The sequence below is a fragment of the Natrarchaeobius oligotrophus genome (genome assembly GCF_003841465.1).
GTDB lineage: Archaea > Halobacteriota > Halobacteria > Halobacteriales > Natrialbaceae > Natrarchaeobius > Natrarchaeobius oligotrophus.
The window spans coordinates 147,375-172,019 of sequence record NZ_REFZ01000003.1; the positions used below are offsets into that span (position 1 = coordinate 147,375).

Sequence of the window (24,645 nt, forward strand, 5' to 3'; positions counted from 1 at the left end):
GAGGGGGACGGAAACGAACGCGCCGCGACACCCGTGAACTGACGAGGACGGACACACATGGACCGGTCTTCAATCGACGGCGGCTCCGGTACGAACGACGACCGTGGCACGCGCGCGGACGAATCGACCGCGTCGACCAGTGTCGACGACCGGAGCGTACGGTCCGCGGATCGAGCGGTCACGTCACCCGATCCCGACGAACGTGACGTGACGGAGCGTGACGACGGCGCGTGCTCGCTCTGCTCGCTCCCGACGCCGAATCCGCCCGTTTCCGACGACGAGGTCGACGGCGCGTACTGCTGTCTGGGCTGTCTCGAGGTCGCGCGGACGCTCGACGGGATCGACGACGAAATCGACGACGCGACCGTTCTGGATCGACTCGATGCGGACGACGGGGGGAGGGTCGAATCGAACCCGCTCGAGCGATCGTCCGACGAACCGGGCGTCGAAGACGCGTTCCTCTCGGTCGAGGGGATGCACTGTGGCACCTGCGAGGCGTTTCTCGAGGCCGCGGCGACGTCCGCCGACGGCGTGCTCGACGCCGAGGCCAGCTACGCGACGGAGACGCTCCGGCTCGCGTACGATCCGGACCGACTCGACCGATCGGAACTTCCCGAACTCGTTTCCGGATACGGCTACACGGCTCGCGAGCGCGACGACGACGGAGACGACGCGACCGCCGACCAGGCGCTCGTAAAGTTCCTCGTCGGCGGCGGGCTGTTCGGAATGATGGTGATGGTCTGGTACGCCGTCTTTCTCTATCCGACCTACTTCGGCTACGAGCCGGTCGTCGACTTCGGCGGCTTCGACGGCTACTACCTCGCGGTCAACATCTGGCTGATGACGTCGTTCGTCCTCTTTTACACGGGATTCCCGATCCTCCGGGGTGCCTACGTCAGCCTCAGAGCGAGGATGCCGAACATGGACCTGCTCGTGGCGACCGCCGCCGGCGGCTCCTACGCTTACAGCACGCTCGCGATGGTGCTCGGACGAACCGACCTCTACTTCGACGTGACGGTCGCGGTCGTCCTCGCCGTCACCGCCGGCACGTACTACGAAGAGCGGATCAAGCGACGCGCCGCCGGATTGCTCTCGGATCTCACCGAACAGCAGGTCGATCGGGCGCGTCGCGAAAGCGGTGAGACGGTCCCGCTCGAGGCGGTCGAACCCGGCGACAGGCTGCTCGTGCGACCGGGCGAGCGGGTTCCGCTCGACGGCCGACTCGTCTCCGGATCCGCCGCCGTCGACGAGTCGCTCGTGACCGGCGAGTCGCTGCCCGCCGAGAAGGAACCGGGCGATCCCGTCCGAGGTGGGACGGTGGTGACCGACGCGCCGGTCGTGGTCGCCGTCGGCGAGAACGCAGAGAGCACGCTCGATCGGCTCGTCACGCTGCTGTGGTCGATCCAGAGCGCTCGACCCGGCGTCCAGCGTTTTGCGGACGCGCTGGCGACGATCTTCGTCCCGCTGGTCCTGATCCTGGCCGGCGGCGCGACGGCGCTCGCGCTCGCGGCGGGCTCGAGTCCGTCGACCGCGGTGTTGATCGGCCTCACCGTCGTGATCGTCTCCTGTCCCTGCGCGCTGGGTCTCGCGACGCCGCTCGCGGTCGCCGCCGGCGTCCAGGCGGCCGCGAAGCGAAACGTCGTCGTGGCGGCGGAGACGTTGTTCGAAGACGCCCCCGACGTGGACGTCGTCGTTCTCGACAAGACGGGAACGCTGACGACGGGGTCGATGACGGTCGGCCGGATTCACGTCGATCCGGACGGTGAATCCGACGGCCGACGCGCCGATTCGAACCGCAGTGACGGTTCGAATTGCGATCCCGTCTCTCGATCCGGGACGGACCGCGACCGCCGCGCGCTCGTTCTGGAACGAGCCGCCGCCGTCGAGGCGCTGTCGGAGCACCCGATCGGGGCGGCTATCGTCGACGCCGCGTCGGAACGCGAAGACGGCGGGGACTCGCCTCCGGCCGACGTCGACGACTTCGAGCGCGACCGCCGCGGGGTCAGCGGCGTCGTCGACGGCCGACGGGTCGTCGTCGGCCACCCCGACCTGTGTCGCGATCGCGGGCTCTCGATCGCCGGGTTCCTCGAGTCCCTGATCGACGACGCTCGCGCGGACGGCGACGTTCCGGTCGCCGTCGGGTGGGACGGCCGCGTCCGGGGCGTGATCGTCGTCGGTGACGCGCCGCGCGAGGAGTGGCGTGATGCAGTCGCGACGCTCGCTGTGGATCGGGAGGTCGTGGTGCTCACCGGCGACGAGGGCGCTGCTGCCGATCGGTTTCGCACCGTCGACGGCATCGGTGAGGTCTTCGCGGGCGTTCCGCCGGAGGCGAAAGCCGAAACCGTCCGGCGTCTCCGTGAGCGCGGAACCGTCGCGATGGTCGGCGACGGGAGCAACGACGCGCCCGCCCTCGCCGCCGCGGACGTCGGAATCGCCATGGGCGGCGGAACGAAACTCGCGACCGACGCGGCCGACGTCGTGCTGGTCGACGACGACCTGTCCGCGGTCGCGGAGACGTTCGACCTCGCCGCCGCCACCAACCGGCGGATCCGCCAGAACCTCGGCTGGGCGTTCGTCTACAACGCCGTCGCGATTCCCCTCGCCGTGTCCGGACTGTTGAACCCCCTCTTTGCGGCCGCCGCGATGGCCGCGAGCAGTCTGCTCGTCGTGGCCAACTCGGCGCGCTCGCTGTGACGGTCGGTGCCGATCGGGCGGGCGGTTCGACTCGAGATCCGTCGTCGGCCGCTCGTCTTCTGCGACTCGCCGCTCCGACCGCTCGTCTTCTGCGACTCGCCGCTCCGACCGCTCGTCTTCTGCGACTCGCCGCTCCGACCGCTCGTCTTCTGTGGCCCGGTCCGGGGTTCGACCGACCGTCCGCCCGACGTCGCCCCGCCGTTCGAACTATCCGTCTTCGTCGACGGTGACGATCCGCTCGACCGCCTCCCGTTCGCCGTCGTCGTAGACGTACGTTACGCCGTCGGCTTCGTCCTCCGTTCGTCGGTGGGTTCCGTCACAGAACGGAAACGACGCCGAGAGGCCGCACTGACACACCGCGACGTCGCCTTTCTCGTCGTCGACGTCGTCGGGATCGACGATTCGCGGACCGTTCGCATCGAGTTCGACCAGTCGCGTCATACCCGACTCTCGGGGGTCGTGAAGAAAAACTCCCGGGAAACGAGGATCCGCGCGGAAGAGCGTCTTCGAGGCGGGCAGCGATCGGTACCGGATCGCCGCGAACGACGAGACGAGGGACACAACGGGTGAGACGCCGGGGAACGGAAGCTACTTGTCCGTCGTCACGAATCTGATGCTACCGCAGTGATGAGTCCGGACGCATCCACGACGGGAGTCGAGATCGCACTCGCGGTCGTCAAGACGCTGTTGCTCGTCGTCGGGGGCGTCATCACCTTCTTCGCGTACCGGGCGTACCGACGGACTCGCCAGTCGCCGCTCGGCTATCTCGCAGTCGGATTCGGGCTCGTGACCGCCGGACTCGTCCTCGCAGGGATGCTGTACGAGATTCTAGGCGTTGCGCTCGGGACCGGACTGTTGCTCGAGAGCCTGCTGATGCTGGCGGGCTTTCTCGTGATCGCCTACTCGCTGTACGCGCCGTGACAGTCTCCGCGCGACCGACGACGCGGCCTCGAGCGCGTTTCGGTCTCCTCGAGCACCGTCTCGAGGTCCTTGTCGCCTCGGCCGGAAATCGCGCTCCCCGTTCGAGCGTCTCGTCGGCCCGCTCGTACGGTCTGCCGTGCCGATGTGCCGGAGAAACCGCCGGACGACCCCAGTCCCACCGGAACTGACGACGGCAGTCCGTTTCACTCGAGCGTCCGATCGGCGTCAGTGCCGGGTTCCGTCTCATCGTCCGTGCGGGGGAGATCGACGACGACGGTCGTTCCTTGCGGATCGTTCTCTCGGAATCGAAGCTGGCCACCCGATCCGACGACGATCCAGTTGACGAGCCACAGACCGAGACCGCTGGCGTGGCGAAGTTGGGTGATCTCCCGGTTGCCCTCGAGCAGTTCGCGTTCGTCCTCGGGGATGCCCGGCCCGTCGTCGGAAATGGTGAGCCGAACCAGTTCGCCGTCCGAATGCTCTCGGACCGACACGTCGACGCTCGGAGTCGGTGAGTCGTTGTGTTCGACCGCATTCTCGAGCACCTGATAGAGCGCCCGCTCGAGGTAGGCGTCGGCCCGAACGAAACACCGGTCCGGAACCGACCGGCTCACGTCCACGTCCGGGTACTCGTTCTCGAGGCGGGCGCTCGTTCGACGGACGGCGTCGCAGAGGTCGATTGGCGCGTTCGTCGTTTCTCCTCCCTGGTCGAACGTTCGCTCGGCTGCGCGCGTTTTCTCGGCGAGTTCGACGAGTTCGTCGGCTCGTCCCTGGATGATTTCGGCGTACCGGCGTTCGTCGTCGGCCACAGCATTCTCGAGCATCTCGGCGCAACCGCGGACGATGTTCATCCCGTTTCGGAGATCGTGTCGGAGCACCCGGTTGAGAATTTCGACGCGCTTTTCGCGTTGCTTTCGTTCCGTGACGTCCGTGTAGAGGCCGACGCTCTCGGACGTGTCCTCGCCCTCCATCGGAACGACCCGCAGCATGAAATCGCGCAGTCCGTCGACTGCCCTGCGTCGGACCTCCGCTTCGAGGACCTCGCCGCGGTTCGCGAGACGGTTGAACGTTTTCGCCTCCGAGGAACGCCCGGGCGGAACGATGAACCGCTCGAGGCGCTCGTCGAGCAGTTCGGACTCGTCGTACCCGAAGACGCGCTCGAAGGCCGGGTTAACCGCGTCGACGATCAGGTTGGACTCCGCGTCGTGGCGGCCGACGACGACGGCGTCGGGAACGTTCTCGAACAGCGCGGCGAATCGGTCCCGCTCCGTTCGGAGCTGCTCTTCGAAGTCGATTCGATCGAGCGCGTCCGTCACGTGAGAGATCAGTAACTCCGCGAGTTCGACGTCGTCGTCGTCGAACGCGCTCGGTTCGGTCGAGACGGCCTGGAACACGCCGCGGTCTCCGAGCGGGACGCTCACTACCGAGCGAAACTCCTCGCGCGCCGGCGAGACGTCGTCGTCGGCCGAGAGGTCGTCGACGCAGTACGTGCGGCCGTTACGATAGGTTTTCCCGGCGACGCCGGCGTCGATCGGCATTTTTTCGAGCTCTTCGCCGTCGAGTTCCGCGGAGATCGCTTCCTTGACGAGATAGCCGTCGCGGGCGATATCGACGACGCAGACGTCGAAGTTTAACACCTCTTCTGCGGCTTCGACCGTCAGCTCGTACACATCCCGATGGCGCTTGCAGTCGTCGAGTCGGGACGCGGTGCCGTGGAGGCTCTCGATCTTTCCCTTTCGGGCGGCGAGTTCGCGACTCGTCCGCTCGAGCTTTCGATCGCGTCTCGCCCGATCGAGCGCCGCTTCGGTCGTCGCCGCCAGAACGTGAATCAGGTGGATGTCCGTCCCGTCTAGCGCACCGTCGCTCGACGGCGCGACCGAAATCAACCCGTGATCGCCGAGCGGATGAAAAACCGCGTTTCCGGCGGTCTCGTCTATCCGGTACGGAAGTTCGATCGTGTCGGTGTCTTCGACGACCGTCGGCTCGTCGGCGGTGAACGCCTCCCAGAGGGAGTGATCGCCCGGTTCGGCGTCCGGAATCTCCCCGGTGGTCTCCTCGAGGCGAACCGACGTGGCGGCGACCTCGAGTCGCGTCGCGTCCTCGTCGGTGAGTCTGACCGCCGCCAGCGGTCGATCGAAAATCCGCTCGGTGGCTTCGATCACGATCTCGGCCATCTCGGTCGCGGATTCGGCGCGAAGCAGATCGCTCGTCGTCCGGTGAAGCTGTTCGAACGCGCGGACGCGCCGGCGCTCGTCGGTGACGTCTCGAACGAACGATCGGACGCCGGCGACGTCGCCGGCGTCGTCGACGATCGGGACGTCGATCCACTCGCAGGTGATCGTGGTCCCGTCTTTACGAACGGCGCGCCCGACTCGTCGGCGGTCGGTTCCCGAAGCGTCTTCACCCGCCGTCGCGATCGTCCGCCAGTACTCGAGGACGTCCGTTCGGTCGTCCGGTGGAACGACGAGTTCTGTCGCCGGGCGACCGATCGCCTCCGCGGTGGTGAAGCCGAACAGTTGCGACGCCGCGTCGTTCCAGGCGCGAACGTCGAACTCGGGTGTCCACTCGACGATCGCGATCGGCGACCGTTCGAGCGCACCGGCGAATCGGGTCGGTTCCTCCCTCACCCGTTCGTCCGCCTCGGAGAACGCGGCCGTCGACTCCTCGCCGTCCGCCGGGAGGAGTTCGTCCACGCGGGCGACCAGCGTTTCGACCCCCTGGGACTGGGGGACGTATCCGCTCGCACCCGCGGCCACGAGTTCCCCGGCGAGCGCTTCGGTCCCGTCGGCGGGATACGCGACGACGGGGACGTCGAGACGTCGCGATCGAATCCGCCTGCAGAGTTCGACGGTGGTGGCGCCGGGGAGGGCGTCGGTCGCTACGACGCAGCCGACGGTCGGATCCGCCAGCAGCGAGAGACAGCCGGCTGCCGTATCCACGACGTCGACCGTCTCGCCGAGACGAGACAGCGCCGTCCGGACCTCGTCGGAATCCCCGTGGTCGACGTAAACGACGGTGATATCGATACCCAGACGCAATAGTCACTTGACTCTATCGGGAGCAGCGCGGACTGCGGGCGTCGTCAGCATCGGACGAATCCTTTCGGTCGACAGTCGCCCGCGCCTGAAAACGCGAGAATACCGTTTCGAACGCGTCGCGTTACGCCTCGAACCCGCGAAGAACGCCTTGACCGTCGGTCGGACCGACGTCCGGAAGCGTCGCGCGTTCGGGGTGGGGCATCAACACCGCGACGGTGTCGCGTTCGCCCAGCACGCCCGCGACGTCGTGCTTCGAGCCGTTGGGGTTCGCATCGTCGGTGACCGAACCGTCCTCGTCGCAGTACCGAAAGAGCACGCGATTGCCGTCCTCGAGTTCGGCGAGACGGTCGTCGTCCAGTTCGTACCGGCCTTCGCCGTGTGCGATCGGAATTTCGATGACGTCGCCTTCGTCGTAGGCGGCCGTCCACGGCGTGTCGTCGCGTTCGACGCGGAGGTAGACGTGCTCACACTGAAACCGCGCGCTCTCGTTGGTCGTAAACGCGCCCTCCGTCAGTCCCGATTCGCAGCCGATCTGAGCGCCGTTGCAGACGCCGAGCACCGGAACGCCGTCGGCCGCGACCTCGCGAACCTCGGCCATGATCGGCGAGCGCGCGGCCATCGCGCCGGCACGGAGGTAATCGCCGTAGGAGAAGCCGCCGGGGAGGACGACGCCCGACGTCTCCGCCGGGAGCCCGTCCCCGTGCCAGACGATCTCGGCGTCGATCCCGAGGTGCCCGAGCGCGCGTTTGGCGTCGCGGTCGCAGTTCGAGCCGCCGAAGCGGACGATCGAAACCGTCATCTACCGTTCGTCGACCTCCACGTCGTAGTCGTGGATGGTCGGGTTCGCGAGCAGTCGTTCTGCCATCTCGCTGGCGCGCTCGCGCGCGCCGTCTGCCGAGTCGGCCTCGAGGTCGACCTCGAACCGGTCCGCAGAGCGGAGCCCCTCGAGTTCGAAGCCGAGACGCTCTAAAGCCTGCTTGGTCGTCTCGGCCTCCGGATCGAGGACGCCGTGTTTGAGTCGAACCGTCACCGTCGCGGTGTAGGCGGTCATCACCTGAACCCCCGTATCCGTGCTCAAAAACGCTTTCGCCTTTTCGGCGTGATACACGTTCGTGGATACGTCCCTCTTACGCGGCGTCCGTCACGACGATCGTGCCCGACCCGTGGACGGTAACGGAGTAGCCCTCGAGTCGAAACGACACCGTTCCGCCGTTTCGGCCCGCGGTGTCGCTCGTCGGTTCGAAGATCGCCTCGAGGCTGTCGGGATCGATCCGGTCGTAGAGTCGCTCCATCTCCTCTGGTTCCCTCCCGGAGAGCGTCGCGACCGTCGTGACGATCGCCCGAGAGAGCGATTCACCCGCCGTCCAGTCGTGGGACAGCAGTGCGGTCTCCGCGTCGGGATCGATCCGGGATCCGCCGTGGTCGTTCGTTGTAGCCGTCATCGGACTCACCTGTGGAATGCTGACAGTCACTGATCGTGACTGAAAATTCGTTCCACGGTCGAGGGTATAAATCCCTGTCAGACATTTTTCATCCCGATGTACGACAAAATAAAGTTCGGTCGAAGACGGGGGCGGGATGGAGTCGGTGGCGACGTCATACGCTCGAGCGAACGTCGGACGCCGAGCGAATCCCGGGCGCATCACGACCACTTCCGTGAGAGTATCGGAGTCGGTACCGATCGAGCGGTGTGGCACCGATCGGAAACGGCGGCGTGCGAGGGCCGTCTCGAGCGGAAGGGGTTCTTTCGCGGTCGCGGAAAGCAGCATTTTTAGCCACTCGGGAACTGAAAGCCGTAGTAATGGAACGAAATCCGCTCGAGCGGAGGTGGCCTCGATGACGACCGACGTAACCGAAATCACGGTGATCGGAGACGACGACACCGGTCTCGTCGCCCGGGTGACGAGTCTCCTGTTCGAGCGCGGAATCAACATCGAAGACCTCGATCAGGCGGTTCGCGACGGCGTCTTCCGGATGTACCTCGCGGTGGACACCTCCGAGATGGTCTGTACGGAGGAGAAACTTCGCGCGGACCTTCACGATCTCGGCGACGACCTCGGTCTCGACGTCCAGGTTCGGTTCCCGACCGACCGCGACACCCAGCAGATCGCCGTCCTCGTCACCAAGGAGAGCCACTGCCTCGAGGCGCTGTTCGAGGCCTGGGCCAACGACGACCTCGGCGCGGACATCGGCGTCGTCATCGGTAACCACGACGACCTCCGGCCGCTGGCCGAACACTACGGCGTGCCGTTTCACGACGTCGGCGACGAGCGAGGACAGCAAAACGAGGACGAACTCCTCGAGGTCCTCGCGGAGTACGACGCCGATCTGATCGTCCTCGCGCGTTACATGCGCATTCTCAGCCCCAACGTGGTCTTTCGCTACGAGGACCGCATCATCAACGTCCACCCCTCGCTGTTGCCCGCGTTCCCCGGTGCCGAAGCCTACCGGCAGGCCGTCGAGGAAGGGGTTCGCGTCGCCGGCGTCACCGCTCACTACGTGACCACCGACCTCGATCAAGGGCCGATCATCACCCAGCGGGCGTTCGACGTCCCCGACGACGCCGACGTCGAGGAGATGAAACGCCGCGGTCAGCCCCTCGAGGCCGACGCCTTGCTCGAGGCCGTCAGGTTGCACCTCAACGGGGACGTCTCGGTCCATCGCGGCCGGACGACGGTCCGCGAGAACGGAACGAACTACCAGCTCGGCCTGCCCGAAGAGATCGACGACGTCACGCCGGATCGACCCGTCGACGGAATCGCGAGCGTGGTCGCGGACGACGGCTAACCGTCCAGCTCCGTTACTTCTGAAACTGGTCTGCGTCGAGCAGCGACGTCGTACATTATTATTCACGTCTGTTCGTGGTTGTCCAACTATATCCGGAAACACACGCATACTTGGCTATATATCGGATTGTTATCGAAACGTTCATACTCGGCTAGGCGGTATCGTGAAACATGATGCCTCATCGACGGTCGGTCGAGAGGGGGGACGAATCGCCCCGTGAAGTGACCGCGGCGACCGACGAGATCGGCGGGCGCCGACACCTCGTCATCGCCGACCTGACTCGAGATGAGGCGTGGCTTTCGATGCCCGAATCCGAAGCGTCGATGCTCGCCGAGTGGCGATAGCGACGCAGCACCTGATGGTTTTCCAAGCCCGAACGAGTGAGTCGAACCGATAGCGGTTGCCTGGTTCGACTCATACGATTTACTGTACGTCATTTTCGGCGCACTTGCGACTCTGGCGGCGGGTGCACCGGTACATCGTCCAGTAATCCGTATCACGCGTCGACGCGTGACGCAGTACTAGACGCTCTCCCTGTCGATCGAGACCCCTTCGAACAGCGGCTGGAGGTCTCCCTGAAGCTGTGCTTTCAGCGCTTGCAGTTCTCCCTCCGGATTCATCCCCGCGCTAAAGCGCGAGGCTTTCTCCTCGTTCTTCCGTAAGCGTCATCGCGAGGGCGTCGGTTACGGCGTCGGCGTACCGGTCGGCGTCGTGGGGCTCGAGGTCGGTGTCGTGAAGGCGTTCACCGACGCGGTCGACGAAGGCGTCTCGGTCGTAGCCCGCGCCGTCGTGATCGCCCTCCCGGACGACCGCCGCGAGGCCGTCGGGCAACTACCTCGCAACGTCTCCCGCCTGGCCGCCGGTTACGGTTTCCGCGAGGGTTTCGAGGACCGCTTCGGTCGCGACGCGCGTCCGGTCGGTCGTACCGAGGTGGCTTCCCTCCTGAACCAGTCCGTAGAACTCGTCTTCCTGCATGGGCGGCGTTTGAACGGCGAGGCGTATCGTAATTCGGCACGCAGATGCAACTCACGGCTCGACCGACGGCGGAGACGGCCGATGCTCGCGAGCGGGCAAACGAACGGGAAAACGACGTCGAGTCGGGCAGTTCAGTCGGCTTCGTTCGTCTCGAGCGACGCGCTACCGGCCTGGCTCGCGTCGAGTTGCTCCGTCCACGTCGAGGAGACGAGGGGAGCGATCGCGAGGAACGTCATCACTGCGACGAAGACGACTAGCATGGTGCTGGCGACGGCGGCGATTGCGATGGTCGGATCGAACGGAACGATACTCGATGCGACGATGCTTGTGAGCGTCATTTGCTCTCGAATCGAACTCGGGTCTGCCACCATATGAGGATTGCTGAATCGATTCGAGGATCGGTCGAATTCGCGACCGTCGAGGCCTGTTCCGTGGTACCGAAGGACAATGAAGCGAGCGGAGTAGACGAGCGAGCTACAGCCGGCTGACGGCGCCGATCGCACTCGACAGCGGCGGAGCGTCGAACAGGTCGCGTCGAACGTAGGCGTTCGTTCCGGCGCAGTACATGTCGCGGGCGACCTCGAGCACGTCGTCGTCGAGCGGCTCCGGATCGCGATCGCAGCGGGACCTCCAGTCCGCGATCCCCTCCCGTTTGGCCTGGGCTTTGGCAGCTTCGACGGCCTGAACCCACTCGGGCTGCGTGCGCTTGTGGTACTGCCTGAGCACTTCCTTCGAGAGCTGGGTTCCCTCGTAGCTGAACCGGTTCTCGTCGAACGTGCCGACGACGTCGGCGACGCGAATCTCCCCGTCGACGTACAGACACTCGATCTTGCCGTCCTGGTGGTCGAGACCGGCCTCCTCGGCCTGTTTCGTCACGATTCGATTGACCTGTCGTGCCAGCGACTCGAGATCCTCGATCCCGGCGCGCCCGGCGATGACGTCCGCCTCCTCGCGGTCGAGGTACCGATCGCTCTCTTCGTACTTCGTCGAAAACTCGACGACCGGCTCGTCGAGGTCGACGGCCTCGTCGGGCCACTCCTCGAGATCGAGGCCGTGATCGACCGGCTCGGTGCGTCGCCGCAGGCTCGATCCCTCGGGAACGCGGTTTCGGAAGACGATCTCGAGTGGGATCAGGTAGTTCTCGCCGGCGACGTCGTGGTAACGGTCGTAGTCGTACGTCCGACCCTCGTTGGGGAGGTCGGGAACCTGCGTGAGGTCGATCGCCATCTCGACGGGCGGTTCGGTCGCCGCCTCGAGCGGGCGCACGTCTCCGCGTTCGACGACGCCGCGGTAGTGAGTCGGCACGCCCGCGGACTCGAGCAGTTCGAAGTTGAACGCCCCCATCGTACAGAGGCTCGCCCCCTTCTGCGGGATCTGATCGGGCATCTTTCCCCAGTCGAACACCGAGTAGTCGTCGGTGAAGACGAACGCACCACGTCCGAGCGAGTCGTCGGTCGGCTCCGACTCGATTCGAAACTCCTTGACGCTCGTCACTGGAGCCACCTCGAGGCGGAACGGGTACCGTCGTTCATATCCCTATTCGTGGTGCGGTTCCCCATGAAGGTTTCAGTATCGGTTTCCGAGATTCGCGCTCGCTCTCCGGAACGACCGTTTGAGCCCGTCAAAACGCGAATTTGGCGAAAATAACGGCCACAAGTGATTTTGAGGGGGCCACGCATCTTCCGGAAGATGTCAGTAATACCGGATTCTCTTTCGAAAACACTTCGCGAATACGGAACCCGAGTTTCCTCGATCGATCTCAGAAAGCGAGGTACCCGGCTCGCTCCCGACCGGCTCCGACGGAGCTACGTTGCGAAGTTCGGGCTCGTGCTCGTCGCCGTGCTCGTCGTCACCGCGCTCATCGCGGCCTTTTTCTACCTCGCGATATCCGACGAAATATCCGAGAGCGCCCAGAACGAACTCGCGACCGACGCCGAACTCCAGGCCCAGGAGCTCGCACATCTGATAGACAACTACCAGCACATCGCGAACGGGGTTTCCACGCATCCCAGTATCGTCGACAGTTCGGAAGACAGGCGTGAAGCGCGGTTGAGATACGAACTCGCACGCGACGAGATCGACGCGATTCACTACGTCGACCTCGAGACCGACACGGTTTCCGTGAGTACGGAACCCGACGGCGTGGGAACCGACGTCTCGGCGCTGGATCTGACCCTCCACTTCGACGGTGACTGGGAGTTTACCGATCAGCAATACGACGATGTCGATCTCTCCCAGGCGGAGGCGGCGTTCACCGAAACGTACCTGGACGACGGAGACGGTTACGTCGCGTTTCTCAGCCACGTCGACAACTCGGACGGTGAGGGTGCCGTGATGGTCGTCGTCTCCGTCGAGACGCTGTTGAACCAGTTCGCCACGTCCGTCGACGACGGTTACACCGAGGTCGTCGACAGCGGCGATCAGACGGTACAGGTCTCTCCGAACGACGAAGCTCTGCGCTCGACGTACCGCGACGGCGAACGCGCCCAGGTGATCGATCTGGGACGAAGCGGATCCGGAGCCACCGACTTCGACGACACCGACGAGGTCGCCGCCTACGCGCCCGTTCCGAACACGAACTGGGTACTCATGTCGCACATGCCCCAGTCGAGCGCATACGCGACCGTCGACAACGTCGCGAACTCCCTGATCGCGCTGATCGCGGTCACGATGGTCGGCTTTCTGGTGATCGGCGCGACGACCGGTCGCTCGACCGCCACCGCACTCGAGACGCTGGCCGACGACGCCAGTGATCTCTCGAACGGAAACATCGACATCGAGATCGACGACGACGGGCGAATCGACGAAGTCGGGCAAGTGCGCGATTCGTTCGACGACATTCGGGCCTATCTCGAGACGGCAACCGCCCAATCCGACGCGATCGCCCGTCAGGAGTTCGACGACCCCGTCCTCGAAGAGGACGTTCCAGGAACCCTCGGCGACTCGCTCGCGGCCATGGGGGACGATCTGGAGAGCTACATCAGCGACGTCGAAGCCGCCAAAGCCGAGGCCGAACGGTCACAGTCGGAAGCGGCCGAAGCCCGTCGCGAGGCCGAAGCACTCGCCGAGCGCCTCGAGCGAAAGGCCGGCGAGTTCGGACGCGTGATGGGGATCGCCGCCGACGGCGACCTCACCCAGCGCCTGGACGACGACGTCGACAACGAGGCGCTGGTCGAAATCGCCACCGCGTTCAACGAGATGCTCGAGGAACTCGAGGGGACCATCGTCGACATTCAGGCGCTGTCGGCGGACGTCGATCGGATCAGCCGCGACGTCACCAGCCGCGTCGAGGAGATCGAGAACGCAAGCGGTGAAGTGAGCCGGTCGGCCGAAGAGATCGCGACCGCAACGTCGGATCAGAGCGACCGGTTCCAGGAGGTCTACGGCGAGATGAACGACCTCTCGGCCACCGTCCAGGAGATCGCTTCGACCGCCGACGACGTCGCCACCGTCTCGAGTCAGGCGGCGACCAAAGCCGAGGTCGCCGGCGAGGCCTCGAGCGAGATCCGCACGGAGATGGACCACCTCGAGCGCCGGGCGGAGTCGATCAGCGAGCAGATCGGCCGACTGGACGAGGAGATGGACGAGATCAGCGAGATCGTCGATCTGATCGACGAGATCGCCGACCAGACCAACCTGCTGGCGCTCAACGCCTCGATCGAGGCGGCCAGCGCCGGCGCGGAGGGTGACGGCTTCGCCGTCGTCGCCAACGAGGTGAAGTCGCTGGCGGAAGAGACCGGCGACGCCACCCAGGAGGTCGACGACCTCGTCTCGAGCGTCCAGGAATCGGTCGACGAGACGGTCGACGAAATCGAGCGGATGCGCGAGCAGGTCGACGAGGGCGCGACGGTCGTCGACGAGGGAATCGAGGCGATCGAGGCGATCACCGAGCAGGTCGAGACCGCCAACGAGAGCATCCAGTCGGTCAACGACGCCACCGACGAGCAGGCCCGAGCTAGCGGCCGAGTCGTCGAGATGGTCGACGAAGCAACCGAGATCAGCGAGGAGACCAACGCCGAAACCGAGACCGTCGCCGCGGCCGCCGAAGAGCAGACGGCGACGGTCTCGGAGGTCGCGACCGGCGCACAGTCGCTGACCGAGATGGCCGACGATCTCCGGGCCTCGCTCGCGGTCTTCGACGTCGACGAGCGCGATTCGACCGAGGTCGACGTCGTCGAATACGACGAAAACCGCGTCGGTGATGGAGTCGAAGCGGACGCCGACGTCGACGAACGAGCGGACGCCGACGAGACGCCGACGTTCGGAGACGACGAGAACGGAGATTCGGACGCTGGTGACGAGAACGGAGATACCGGCGGTAACGGTCTGGAGGACGGTGAATACCTCGGTCCCGAGACGAACGAGGTGGAATCGGACGTCGAGCGAGGATCAGACAGCTGAGCGGTCCGTCGGTGTCTCCGACCGATTGGGTTTCGACGTCGCGTTCGACTCCGGCGGCGCGTTCTCGAGTCGTCCACGGGTCGACGATCGGTCGGGACGGCCGTCTCTCTGGACGCGGTGGCGGTTCGCTTTCGCCGGAATCTTCGTCCGAATCGCCCGCCGCGTGCCCCTTTCGGGACTGATTTCGACCAAATATAGCCGCCGACCGGACGGTGGATGGAGACGGTGCGCTCAAATTACCGTTGGCTCGATGAAACAATCCGTGGAGAGCGCGTCGGTTTATAAACGTGGCCACAAGCGCTTTCGAGTCGAACGGTCAGCCTTCTGTAAATGGTACCTGATCCACGGCGCATTCTCGATCGGCTTCGGGAACAGGACATTACGGGGCACGTCCCCGACCGGATTCGGGAACGGGACAGTACGAAGTACGTGCCCGACTGGCGATGGGAACAGTACGTGCCGGAGCGTATTCGACGCAGCTACGTCGCGAAGTTCGGACTCGTCATCCTCGTCGTGCTCGTTTTAACGATCGGCAGTGCAGGGTTCTTTTACGCCGGAATGTCCGACGAAATAACTCAGGACACCCACGAACGGTTGCAGTACACGGCAGAGGTCGAATCGCAGGAGCTCCACGGGCAACTCGACACGCACGAGCAACTCGCAGAGCGGATCGCAAACGACGACCGGATCGTCGACCAACTCGGAATGGAGATTGGATCGAGGCTGAGCATCGAAGGTGCACAGACGTCCCAGGAAGTGAGGGCGATCCACTACGTCGACCTCGAGACGAATCGAATCACCCAGAGCTCCGAACGCGGTGTTGGTGGTGACGACGTCTCGGAACTCGGTCTGCAGGTCCACGCGTGGGAGGGCGATTCGATCGCGCAGTACGAGTACGACGAGGTCGATCTGACGGACCTCGAGACGACGCACACGGACACGTTCGAACACGACGGTCGGAACGTGATCGCGTTTCTCAGCCACGTCGATCACTCGGACAGGGACGGTGCGATCATGGTCGTCGTCTCGGCGGATTTGCTAGCCCAGCGGTTCCACGAGCCGCTCGAGGGAAGTTACACCGAGGTCGTCGATACGACCGACGGAAACGTGATGATCAGCGCGGACGAGACGTCGACTCTCACCACCTACCGCGAGGGTGCCGACCAGCGAATCGTCGATCAGGAGATCAGCGGGTCGGCCGCCACGGAGTTCGACGACACCGACGAGGTCGCCGCCTACACCACCGTACCGAGCACCGACTGGGTGCTCGTCACCCACGCGCCGCAGTCGAGCGCCTATGCGCTCGCGGACAGCGTCATGACCTCGTTGGCCGCGCTGATCGCGGTCGCACTCGCGGGCTTTCTGGTGATCGGCGCGACGATCGGTCGCTCGACCGCCAACGCACTCGAGACGCTATCGGACAATGCGACCGCGCTCTCGCGGGGCGAGACGGACATCGAGATCGACGACGACGAGCGGATCGACGAGGTCGGGCAAGTGCGCGATTCGTTCGACGACATCCGGGCCTACCTCGAGACCGCCACCGCCCAGTCGGACGCGATCGCTCGCCAGGAGTTCGACGACCCCGTCCTCGAAGAGGACGTTCCAGGGACCCTCGGCGACTCGCTCGCGGCCATGGGGGACGATCTGGAGAGCTACATCAGCGACGTCGAGGCCGCGAAAGCCGAGGCCGAACGGTCACAGGCCGAAGCCGCCGAGGCACGACAGGAAGCAGAGGAGTTAGCCGAGCGCCTCGAGCGAAAGGCCAGCGAGTTCGGGCGCGTGATGGGGATCGCCGCCGACGGCGACCTCACCCGACGCCTGGACGACGACGTCGACAACGAGGCGCTGGCAGAGATCGCCACCGCGTTCAACGAGATGCTCGAGGAACTCGAGGGCACCATCGTCGACATTCAATCGCTGTCGGCGGACGTCGATCGGATCAGCCGCGACGTCACCACCCGCGTCGAGGAGATCGAAAAAGCAAGCGGCGAGGTCAGCCGCTCCGCGGAGGAGATTGCGACCGCAACGTCGGATCAGAGCGACCGGTTCCAGGAGGTCTACGGCGAGATGAACGACCTCTCGGCCACCGTCCAGGAGATCGCTTCGACCGCCGACGACGTCGCCACCGTCTCGAGTCAGGCGGCGACCAAAGCCGAGGTCGCCGGCGAGGCCTCGAGCGAGATCCGCACGGAGATGGACCACCTCGAGCAGCGCGCCGAATCGATCAGCGAGCAGATCGGTCAGCTAGACGAGGAGATGGACGAGATCAGCGAGATCGTCGATTTGATCGACGAGATCGCCGATCAGACCAACCTGCTGGCGCTCAACGCCTCGATCGAGGCGGCCAGCGCCGGCGCGGAGGGCGACGGCTTCGCCGTCGTCGCGAGCGAGGTCAAATCCCTCGCAGAGGAAACGGGTGATGCGACTCAGGAGGTCGACGATCTGGTGACGAGCGTGCAGTCGTCGGTCGACGAGACCGTTACGGAGATCGAGCGGATGCGCGAGCAGGTCGACGAGGGCGCGACGGTCGTCGACGAGGGGATCGAGGCGATCGAGGCGATCACCGAGCAGGTCGAGACCGCCAACGAGAGCATCCAGTCGGTCAACGACGCCACCGACGAGCAAGCCCGAGCCAGCGGGCGGGTCGTCGAGATGGTCGACGAGGCCACCGAGATCAGCGAGGAGACCAACGCCGAAACCGAGACCGTCGCCGCGGCCGCCGAAGAGCAGACGGCGACGGTCTCGGAAGTCGCGTCGGGCGCGCAGTCGCTGACCGAGATGGCCGACGACCTCCGGGCCTCGCTCGCGGTCTTCGACGTCGACGAGCGCGATTCGACCGAGGTCGACGTCGTCGAATACGACGAAAATCGCGTCGGCGACGAGCTCGAGCGATCGGAGACCGGACTCGTACTGAAACACGACGAAGCCGAAATCGACGAATCGGCCGAACCGGACGAGCGCGGCGATTCGCCGACGGATGACGATCACGACGGTGCCGACGAGACTGACGAACGCAGCGACGCGGATCGAGGAGCGGAACCGTCTGACGACGAAGGAGCCGACGACGGTTCGGTGGACGGGACCGTCACCGCGTCGGCTGACAGAGCAGAAGTCGACGACGAAGCGGACGAGACCGGGGAGTCGGATTCGTCGTCCGAAGGGACGGAGCCACACGAGCAAATCGGAGCCGGAAACACTGACGAGACGAACGGAATGTAGCACGACGAACCGTCGGATCGCCGACCGCCGCGGAAACGTCCGTCGCAGTCGTTCGTTGTGGGAACCTCGACGACCGGTCGTGCGATCCAGTCGTGTGAACGGCTTCGGTTGAATTTACCGCGTGTTCGACGCACGATAGTGGCGGTAAGATCTATCCGCGCGAATCCAACAGGATTAATGATTATGGGCCACAAATGATATAATGAGCTGGCAACACATCGTCAGCAGAAATGATTTCGCTGGCGAGATTCGTGCCGGACCGAATTAGAAAGAGTTACGTGGCGAAGTTCGGACTCGTCATCGTCTCCATTCTGATCTCGACCGCCATCGTTGCTGGATTCTTTTACGTGGGGATATCCGGCGGCATAACCGAAGAGACGCAAAATCAGATGGAACTCACGGCCGAGTTCGAAGCCGACGACCTCGGTAACCAGATGGATAACTACGAGCAGACGGCCAACATGCTCTCGTCGCACGAGAATCTCGCTAACGAATCCGACAATCGAATACAGAACACGCTCTCGACCGAACTGATGTGGATGATCGGCGAGGTCGTAGCGCTTCACTACGTCGACCTCGAGACGGATACGATCGCCTACAGCACCGAGTACGGTGAGGTCGGAACCGACGTCTCCGAGCTGGGCCTCGAGTTACACGTTCGAGAGGGGAGAACGATCAACGAGTACGACTACGACGAGGTGAATCTCGAGGATCTCGAGTCGACGTACACCGACACGTACGCCCAGGACGACGACGAGGTCATCGCCTTTCTGAGCCCGATCGAGAACCCCGACAGCAGTGCAGCGGTGATGGTCGTCGTCTCCGTCGAAGACCTGGCCCAGCGGTTCAGCGATCCGATCGACGGAAGCTACACCGAGGTCGTCGACGTGAGCGACGGCGACGTGATGATTTCGCGCGACGAGTCGTCGCTTCTTTCGCCCTACCGCGACGGCGGCGGCGACGACGTTATCGCGCAGGCGGTGGAGGGAACGGGAACGAAAGAACTCGACGCCTCCGACGAGGTCGTCGCTTACACCCCGATTCGGGGGACGGATTGGGTCCTCGTCACCCACGCGCCGCAGTCGAACGCCTACGCGCTCGTCGACAACGTCGCGAACTCCCTGATCGCGCTGATCGCGGTCGCACTCGTCGGCTTTCTGGTGATCGGCGCGACGATCGGTCGCTCGACCGCCACCGCACTGGAGGAACTGGCCGGCAACGCCACCGCGCTCTCGCGGGGCGAGACGGACATCGAGATCGACGACGACGGCCGGATCGACGAGGTCGGGCAAGTGCGCGATTCGTTCGACGACATCCGGGCCTACCTCGAGACCGCCACCGCCCAATCCGACGCGATCGCTCGCCAGGAGTTCGACGACCCCGTCCTCGAGCGAGCGGTCCCCGGCACTCTCGGCGACTCACTGCGAACGATGCGCACCGACCTCGAGAGCTACATCAGCGACGTCGAAGCCGCCAAAGCCGAGGCCGAACGGTCACAGGCCGAAGCCGCCGAGGCACGACAGGAAGCAGAGGAGTTAGCCGAGCGCCTCGAGCGAAAGGCCGGCGAGTTCGGACGCGTGATGGGAATCGCCGCCGACGGCGACCTCACCCAGCGGCTTGACGACGACGTCGACAACGAGGCGCTGACAGAGATCGCCACCGCGTTCAACGAGATGCTCGAGGAACTCGAGGGGACCATCGTCGACATCCAGGGGCTGTCGGCGGACGTCGATCGGATCAGCCGCGACGTCACCACCCGCGTCGAGGAGATCGAGAACGCAAGCGGTGAAGTGAGCCGGTCGGCCGAAGAGATCGCGACCGCAACGTCGGATCAGAGCGACCGGTTCCAGGAGGTCTACGGCGAGATGAACGACCTCTCGGCCACCGTCCAGGAGATCGCCTCGACCGCCGACGACGTCGCCACCGTCTCGAGTACGGCCGCAGAGCGCGCGGACGTGGCGGGTGAAGCCTCGAGCGAGATCCGCACGGAGATGGATCACCTCGAGCGCCGGGCGGAGTCGATCAGCGAGCAGATCGGCCGACTGGACGAGGAGATGGACGAGATCAGCGAGATCGTCGATCTGATCGACGAGATCGCCGACCAGACCAACCTGCTGGCGCTCAACGCCTCGATCGAAGCCGCCGCGGCCGGCGAAGAAGGTGACGGCTTCGCCGTCGTCGCGAGCGAGGTCAAGTCGCTGGCGGAAGAGACCGGTGATGCGACTCAGGAGGTCGACGACCTCGTCTCGAGCGTCCAGGAGTCGGTCGACGAGACGGTCGACGAAATCGAGCGGATGCGCGAGCAGGTCGACGAGGGAGCGACGGTCGTCGACGAGGGAATCGAAGCGATCGAGGCGATCACCGAGCAGGTCGAGACCGCCAACGAGAGCATCCAGTCGGTCAACGACGCCACCGACGAACAGGCTCGCGCCAGCGGGCGGGTCGTCGAGATGGTCGACGAGGCCACCGAGATCAGCGAGGAGACCAACGCCGAAACCGAGACCGTCGCCGCGGCCGCCGAAGAGCAGACGGCGACGGTCTCGGAAGTCGCGTCGGGCGCGCAGTCGCTGACCGAGATGGCCGACGACCTCCGGGCCTCGCTCGCGGTCTTCGACGTCGACGAGCGCGAGGAGTTTGGGACCGACGGGATGGCCGCGGTCGACGAGACTGATGCGGTCGACGACCACGACGACGGTCCGTCCGTCGAGGGAGAGTCGACGGACGCGACCGTCGACGTCGTCCTCGAGCACGACGAGGCCGCGGTTCTCGAGTCTGGCGACGAGTCGTCCGACGAACTGTCTGAGAAGCCGAAAAGCGAGCCGTTCGACGAACTGGCGGACGAACCGACCGAGGAATCCGAGGACGAACCGACTGTCGAACCAGCGGACGAGCCGCAGGACGGATCGGTCGACGGATCGACGGACGGATCCGACGACCGGTGATCCGATCGACGGGATTTCGGCCCTGACGGTCTCGGCGATCGTTCGCCTCAGTATCGTTTCGTTCCGGCCGATCCACCATACTTTTCTCGCTGTACTGGTATCGTTGCCACGATGGAGCGATCGGTGACCGAGGCAGACCTCACGTTCGAGCACGTTCCCGAGACCGATCAGTCGTTCGAGAACGCACTGGCCAAAGCGCGCGACGGCGACCGGCTGACGGTCGACGACGCCGTCGAGTTGCTGACGACGGGAACCGACGTCGAGGGGATCGACCGCCTGCGCAAAGAGCGCGTGCTCGAGGCCGCCGACCGCCGACGGGCGGACGTCGTCGGCGAGGAGGTCACGTTCGTCGCCAACCTGAACAACAACGTCACGACGGCCTGCAACGTCGGCTGTCTGTTCTGTAACTTCAAAGACGCCGCCCACACCTTCGAGAAGGGGTCCGCGGTAGAGACGGCCGGATTCACGAAGACGCCCGCCGAGTCCCGCGAGATCGTCGCCGACGCCGTCTCCCGCGGCATCTACGAGGTGACGTCGGTCTCCGGTCTCCACCCCGCGTTCGCGCTGGACGACGAACACCGCGAGATCCTCGAGGCTCACCCCGATCCGAAAGCAGTCAACTACAGCCCACCCGAGCGCTACGAGGTGAGCCCGGGAACGTACGCCGAGCAGATGCGGGCGATGAGCGTCGACGGCGTTCACGTCCACTCGATGACCCCCGAAGAGGGCTACCACGCTCGCCGCGGGACCGACTGGTCGTACGAGGAGGTCTACCGGCGGCTCGCCGACGCGGGCCTCGACACCGTTCCCGGCACCGCCGCCGAGATCCTCGTCGACGAGGTTCGAGACGTGATCTGCCCGGGGAAGATCGGCACCGACGATTGGCTCGAGGCGATGGAGGCCGCCGCCAACGTCGGTCTCGGGCTGACGGCCACGATCATGTACGGCCACGTCGAAAACGAAGCCCACCGCGCGCTCCACCTGAAACGGATCCGCGATCTGCAAGCGCGCGTCGACGGCGCGATCACCGAGTTCGTTCCGCTCTCGTTCGTCCACCAGAACACGCCGCTTTTCGAACGCGACGTCGTCTCCGGCGGCGCGAGCACGGACGAGGACGAGCTGATGATCGCCGTCTCGCGGCTGTTTCTCGACAACGTCGATCACGTCCAGTCGTCGTGGGTCAAGTACGGCGACGAACAGGGGCTGAAGATGCTCTGTTGTGGTGCCGACGACTTCATGGGAACGATTCTTTCCGAAGAGATCACGAAACGGGCCGGCGGCGAGTACGGGGAGTTCCGATCGTTCGACGACTACGTCGAACTGATCACGTCGATCGGACGAGTTCCGGTCGAGCGCTCGACGGACTACGAAACCCGTCGCGCGATCGATTCCGACGATCCGCCGTTCGGCCCTCGACTGGGGCCGAAAGCGGACGGAACGCCGCTTTTAACCCGGTCGGAACGTTCGAAGCGGGCGATTCACGCTGACGATTGAACCGGGGCGATCGAACGCCGCCTGCGACGGTGAATCGTACCGTACGACGCACCCATATATAAGGACTCGAGAGCGTATTCGAAGTCGGAACATCCGAACAACGTATATATCGCGTCCGTTTCAACGGTCGGACACATGACGCGATGTCCCCGCCGGACGCTCCTCCGTGGTATCGGTGCGACTGCCGCCGTTTCGATGGCCAGCGTCGCCGCTTCAGCCGCCGAAGACGACGCCGAGAGCGCGGATCGCTCGTTCGAGTCGTTGCGTTCGTTCCTCCCTGCGAGCGTCGAGTCCGAGACGATGACGGTCTCGATCGTCGATTTCGAGCGCCAGCTCGAGGCGGACGAGCCCCACGAGCGCGCTCCGCTCGGCGGCCAGTTCCGGATCGAGCCGGAGACCGTCTCGAAGAGCGCTCTCGTCTACACCCTCGACGAGAGCTATTCTCGACCGATCAAGGTGCTCACCGGAGACGTCGAACTCGAGGGTGACGCGGAGTCCGAACGGTCCTACGCCGGAATCGAGTACGAACGCTACGAAACCGACGACGCGGTCGCCGCGGTGACCGACGACGTCGTTGTCATCGCCGAGGACGCGGAGACGATCGAGAACGCGCTCGCGGCGGGTGCCGGCGACGCCGATCGTCTCCTGGAGGCGAAACCCGTCCTCGAGGAGGGACTCGAGGCGGTCGAGAACGCCGATAGCCGGACGATCCACGTGACGGACGACCACCACGTGGTCGACGACGATGTCGAAACGGAGTACGTCGTTCACGCCTCGACGGTGCTCGATCCCGATACGATCGAGATGACGGTCGGAATCGAACTCGCCGACGCGGCGGCCGTCACCGACGAATTGGTCGAGACGCTCACAGCCGAATTGGCGTACACGCCCGCGGAGCCGTCGGTCGACGTCGACGGATCGTTCGTCGCGATGACCTACGAGCGCGACCTCGAGGCCGAACGCGCCGCCAACGAACACGACAGCCCCGGCTTCCTCCGCGTCGATCGCGACTTCGATCTGGACGACGAGTATCTCGAGATCGAGATCGGCCGCGGCGATCCGACGCCGATCGAGGACCTCACGCTCGAGGTCGACGACGAGGAGTACGATCGCGACGTCTGGGCCGACGGCCACGGAACCCTCGAGGAGGGCGATACGATCCGCATCGAGATGGACGACGTCGAGCCAGCCCTCTCCGTTCGACTGAGCCACGATCACGAACTCGGCTCGAGCGGGAGCGGAACGACGATCCTCAACCACTTCCGGTTCGAGTTCGCACACGACTTCCGCGACGAGACGCTCGCGGTGGAGTACGCCGACGACTTTCCGCTCGACGGCGACCGGGTCCACCTCGCCGTCTACGATCACGACGACGCCGGATGGGTTCGACCCGACGAAGACGAACCCGAGCCGCGGATCACCGCACAGCCGTGGGACGGCGAGACGGTGAGCGAGGGCGACCGACACGTGCTCGAGGACGTTCGTCCCGGAGACGAACTCGTCGTCGGCTGGGACGGAACGAGCCGGCGAGACGGTGTGGGTCGCTACCAGGTCGCACCGCCGGGAACCGCGGCGTTCGAGTACGACTACGACGACCGCACGCTCTCGGCGACGCTCGAGCCGCCCGCCGAAGACGAAAGCGACGATCCGCAACCGGCGGCCGGGTACGAACTCCGGATCGACGAGGAGCAGGCGACGAGCCAGTGGGCCGACGACGTCGAGTTCGTCCCCGCGGAAGGGACGACGATCACGGTCGACGACGTCGACGTCGGCGCGCACGTTACCGCAGTGTGGGGCGACGACGAGCTTTACGTCAGTGGAACGAGGGCGATGCCGTCGGTCGAACTCGAGGTCGACGACGGAACGGTCGAACACGTCGGCGGGGACGCGCTCCCGGCGTCGAGTCTCGAAGTGGAGGGGTGGACGGAAGACGAAACCGTCACGACGTCCCTCGCGGACGAAGTCGACGGGGAGTTCGACGAAGGATCGGCGTTCGAGGTCGACGACGACGTCCAGCACCTGACGCTCGTCTACGACGACGAGCACCGAATCGGCTGGGCGAATACGACCCGGGAGTGAGAACTCCGCAACTGACCTCGGACGTGTCCCCCTCGAGCACTGAGCCAGATCGGATCGCCGACGACGTCGTTGGTCTTTTACCCGCGTGAAAC

Annotated in this window: 16 protein-coding genes and 1 pseudogene; 9 read left to right on the forward strand and 8 right to left on the reverse strand. The window is 65.1% G+C overall.

All coding sequences use genetic code 11. The features are described 5' to 3' along the window. Positions 1-57: 57 nt before the first annotated feature. On the forward strand, positions 58-2,694 hold the full coding sequence (locus EA472_RS05690) for a heavy metal translocating P-type ATPase (protein ID WP_124190547.1): 2,637 nt from the start codon (positions 58-60) through the stop codon (positions 2,692-2,694). A gap of 207 nt (positions 2,695-2,901) precedes the next feature. Here the strand turns inward: EA472_RS05690 and EA472_RS05695 are convergent, their stop codons facing one another. Beyond that, entirely contained in the window at positions 2,902-3,135 is a 234-nt protein-coding gene (locus EA472_RS05695; protein WP_124190548.1) for a CDGSH iron-sulfur domain-containing protein, read from the reverse strand. Between the two features lie 186 nt (positions 3,136-3,321). Here EA472_RS05695 and EA472_RS05700 point away from each other — a divergent pair, with 186 nt between their 5' ends. Beyond that, positions 3,322-3,615, forward strand: coding sequence for a DUF7521 family protein (locus tag EA472_RS05700; protein ID WP_124190549.1), 294 nt, complete (start codon positions 3,322-3,324; stop codon positions 3,613-3,615). Positions 3,616-3,818: 203 nt separating this feature from the next. Here EA472_RS05700 and EA472_RS05705 read toward each other — a convergent pair whose 3' ends face one another. The 4 genes from EA472_RS05705 to EA472_RS05720 form a co-directional block, all read right to left on the reverse strand. Beyond that, positions 3,819-6,653 (reverse strand): PAS domain S-box protein, encoded by a 2,835-nt coding sequence (locus tag EA472_RS05705; RefSeq protein ID WP_243637787.1) that lies wholly within the window; start codon positions 6,651-6,653, stop codon positions 3,819-3,821. Between the two features lie 121 nt (positions 6,654-6,774). Beyond that, positions 6,775-7,452, reverse strand: a complete 678-nt coding sequence (gene purQ, locus EA472_RS05710; protein ID WP_124190550.1) for a phosphoribosylformylglycinamidine synthase I — start codon at positions 7,450-7,452, stop codon at positions 6,775-6,777. Beyond that, complete coding sequence (gene purS, locus EA472_RS05715; RefSeq protein ID WP_124190551.1) at positions 7,453-7,704, reverse strand: phosphoribosylformylglycinamidine synthase subunit PurS; 252 nt, start codon at positions 7,702-7,704, stop codon at positions 7,453-7,455. Between the two features lie 76 nt (positions 7,705-7,780). Beyond that, complete coding sequence (locus EA472_RS05720; protein ID WP_124190552.1) at positions 7,781-8,095, reverse strand: HalOD1 output domain-containing protein; 315 nt, start codon at positions 8,093-8,095, stop codon at positions 7,781-7,783. Between the two features lie 394 nt (positions 8,096-8,489). Between EA472_RS05720 and EA472_RS05725 the strand changes: the two genes are divergently transcribed. Beyond that, positions 8,490-9,440, forward strand: a complete 951-nt coding sequence (locus EA472_RS05725; protein WP_124190553.1) for a formyltetrahydrofolate deformylase — start codon at positions 8,490-8,492, stop codon at positions 9,438-9,440. 170 nt (positions 9,441-9,610) lie between these two features. Then, the gene (locus EA472_RS22385; RefSeq protein WP_165874831.1) at positions 9,611-9,784 is read left to right on the forward strand and encodes a DUF7556 family protein; all 174 of its coding nucleotides are present in this window, start codon (positions 9,611-9,613) and stop codon (positions 9,782-9,784) included. A 283-nt stretch (positions 9,785-10,067) separates the two neighbouring features. Here EA472_RS22385 and EA472_RS05730 read toward each other — a convergent pair. From EA472_RS05730 to EA472_RS05740, 3 genes and pseudogenes are all read right to left on the reverse strand, one after another. After that, a pseudogene (locus tag EA472_RS05730) lies at positions 10,068-10,415 on the reverse strand (DUF2267 domain-containing protein). Positions 10,416-10,546: 131 nt separating this feature from the next. Next, entirely contained in the window at positions 10,547-10,753 is a 207-nt protein-coding gene (locus EA472_RS05735) for a hypothetical protein (RefSeq protein WP_124190554.1), read from the reverse strand. 136 nt (positions 10,754-10,889) lie between these two features. Further along, positions 10,890-11,909, reverse strand: coding sequence for a phosphoribosylaminoimidazolesuccinocarboxamide synthase (locus tag EA472_RS05740; protein ID WP_124190555.1), 1,020 nt, complete (start codon positions 11,907-11,909; stop codon positions 10,890-10,892). 195 nt (positions 11,910-12,104) lie between these two features. Between EA472_RS05740 and EA472_RS05745 the strand changes: the two genes are divergently transcribed. The 5 genes from EA472_RS05745 to EA472_RS05765 all read left to right on the forward strand — a co-directional run bounded on the left by EA472_RS05745 (position 12,105) and on the right by EA472_RS05765 (position 24,553). Next, entirely contained in the window at positions 12,105-14,816 is a 2,712-nt protein-coding gene (locus EA472_RS05745) for a methyl-accepting chemotaxis protein (RefSeq protein WP_124190556.1), read from the forward strand. A 330-nt stretch (positions 14,817-15,146) separates the two neighbouring features. Continuing rightward, complete coding sequence (locus EA472_RS05750) at positions 15,147-18,038, forward strand: methyl-accepting chemotaxis protein (protein ID WP_124190557.1); 2,892 nt, start codon at positions 15,147-15,149, stop codon at positions 18,036-18,038. Between the two features lie 230 nt (positions 18,039-18,268). Continuing rightward, positions 18,269-20,980, forward strand: coding sequence for a methyl-accepting chemotaxis protein (locus tag EA472_RS05755; RefSeq protein ID WP_124190558.1), 2,712 nt, complete (start codon positions 18,269-18,271; stop codon positions 20,978-20,980). Positions 20,981-21,091: 111 nt separating this feature from the next. After that, on the forward strand, positions 21,092-22,474 hold the full coding sequence (cofH, locus tag EA472_RS05760; protein WP_124190559.1) for a 7,8-didemethyl-8-hydroxy-5-deazariboflavin synthase subunit CofH: 1,383 nt from the start codon (positions 21,092-21,094) through the stop codon (positions 22,472-22,474). A 135-nt stretch (positions 22,475-22,609) separates the two neighbouring features. Then, positions 22,610-24,553, forward strand: coding sequence for a hypothetical protein (locus tag EA472_RS05765; protein WP_124190560.1), 1,944 nt, complete (start codon positions 22,610-22,612; stop codon positions 24,551-24,553). Positions 24,554-24,645 lie beyond the last annotated feature (92 nt).

Coding starts and splice junctions, on each gene's coding strand:
- EA472_RS05690 (WP_124190547.1), top strand. CDS start 58: ATGGACCGGTCTTCAATCGACGGCGGCTCCGGTACGAACGACGACCGT.
- EA472_RS05695 (WP_124190548.1), bottom strand. CDS start 3,135: ATGACGCGACTGGTCGAACTCGATGCGAACGGTCCGCGAATCGTCGAT.
- EA472_RS05700 (WP_124190549.1), top strand. CDS start 3,322: ATGAGTCCGGACGCATCCACGACGGGAGTCGAGATCGCACTCGCGGTC.
- purQ (WP_124190550.1), bottom strand. CDS start 7,452: ATGACGGTTTCGATCGTCCGCTTCGGCGGCTCGAACTGCGACCGCGAC.
- purS (WP_124190551.1), bottom strand. CDS start 7,704: ATGACCGCCTACACCGCGACGGTGACGGTTCGACTCAAACACGGCGTC.
- EA472_RS05720 (WP_124190552.1), bottom strand. CDS start 8,095: ATGACGGCTACAACGAACGACCACGGCGGATCCCGGATCGATCCCGAC.
- EA472_RS05725 (WP_124190553.1), top strand. CDS start 8,490: ATGACGACCGACGTAACCGAAATCACGGTGATCGGAGACGACGACACC.
- EA472_RS22385 (WP_165874831.1), top strand. CDS start 9,611: ATGATGCCTCATCGACGGTCGGTCGAGAGGGGGGACGAATCGCCCCGT.
- EA472_RS05735 (WP_124190554.1), bottom strand. CDS start 10,753: ATGACGCTCACAAGCATCGTCGCATCGAGTATCGTTCCGTTCGATCCG.
- EA472_RS05745 (WP_124190556.1), top strand. CDS start 12,105: ATGTCAGTAATACCGGATTCTCTTTCGAAAACACTTCGCGAATACGGA.
- EA472_RS05750 (WP_124190557.1), top strand. CDS start 15,147: ATGGTACCTGATCCACGGCGCATTCTCGATCGGCTTCGGGAACAGGAC.
- EA472_RS05755 (WP_124190558.1), top strand. CDS start 18,269: ATGATTTCGCTGGCGAGATTCGTGCCGGACCGAATTAGAAAGAGTTAC.
- cofH (WP_124190559.1), top strand. CDS start 21,092: ATGGAGCGATCGGTGACCGAGGCAGACCTCACGTTCGAGCACGTTCCC.
- EA472_RS05765 (WP_124190560.1), top strand. CDS start 22,610: ATGACGCGATGTCCCCGCCGGACGCTCCTCCGTGGTATCGGTGCGACT.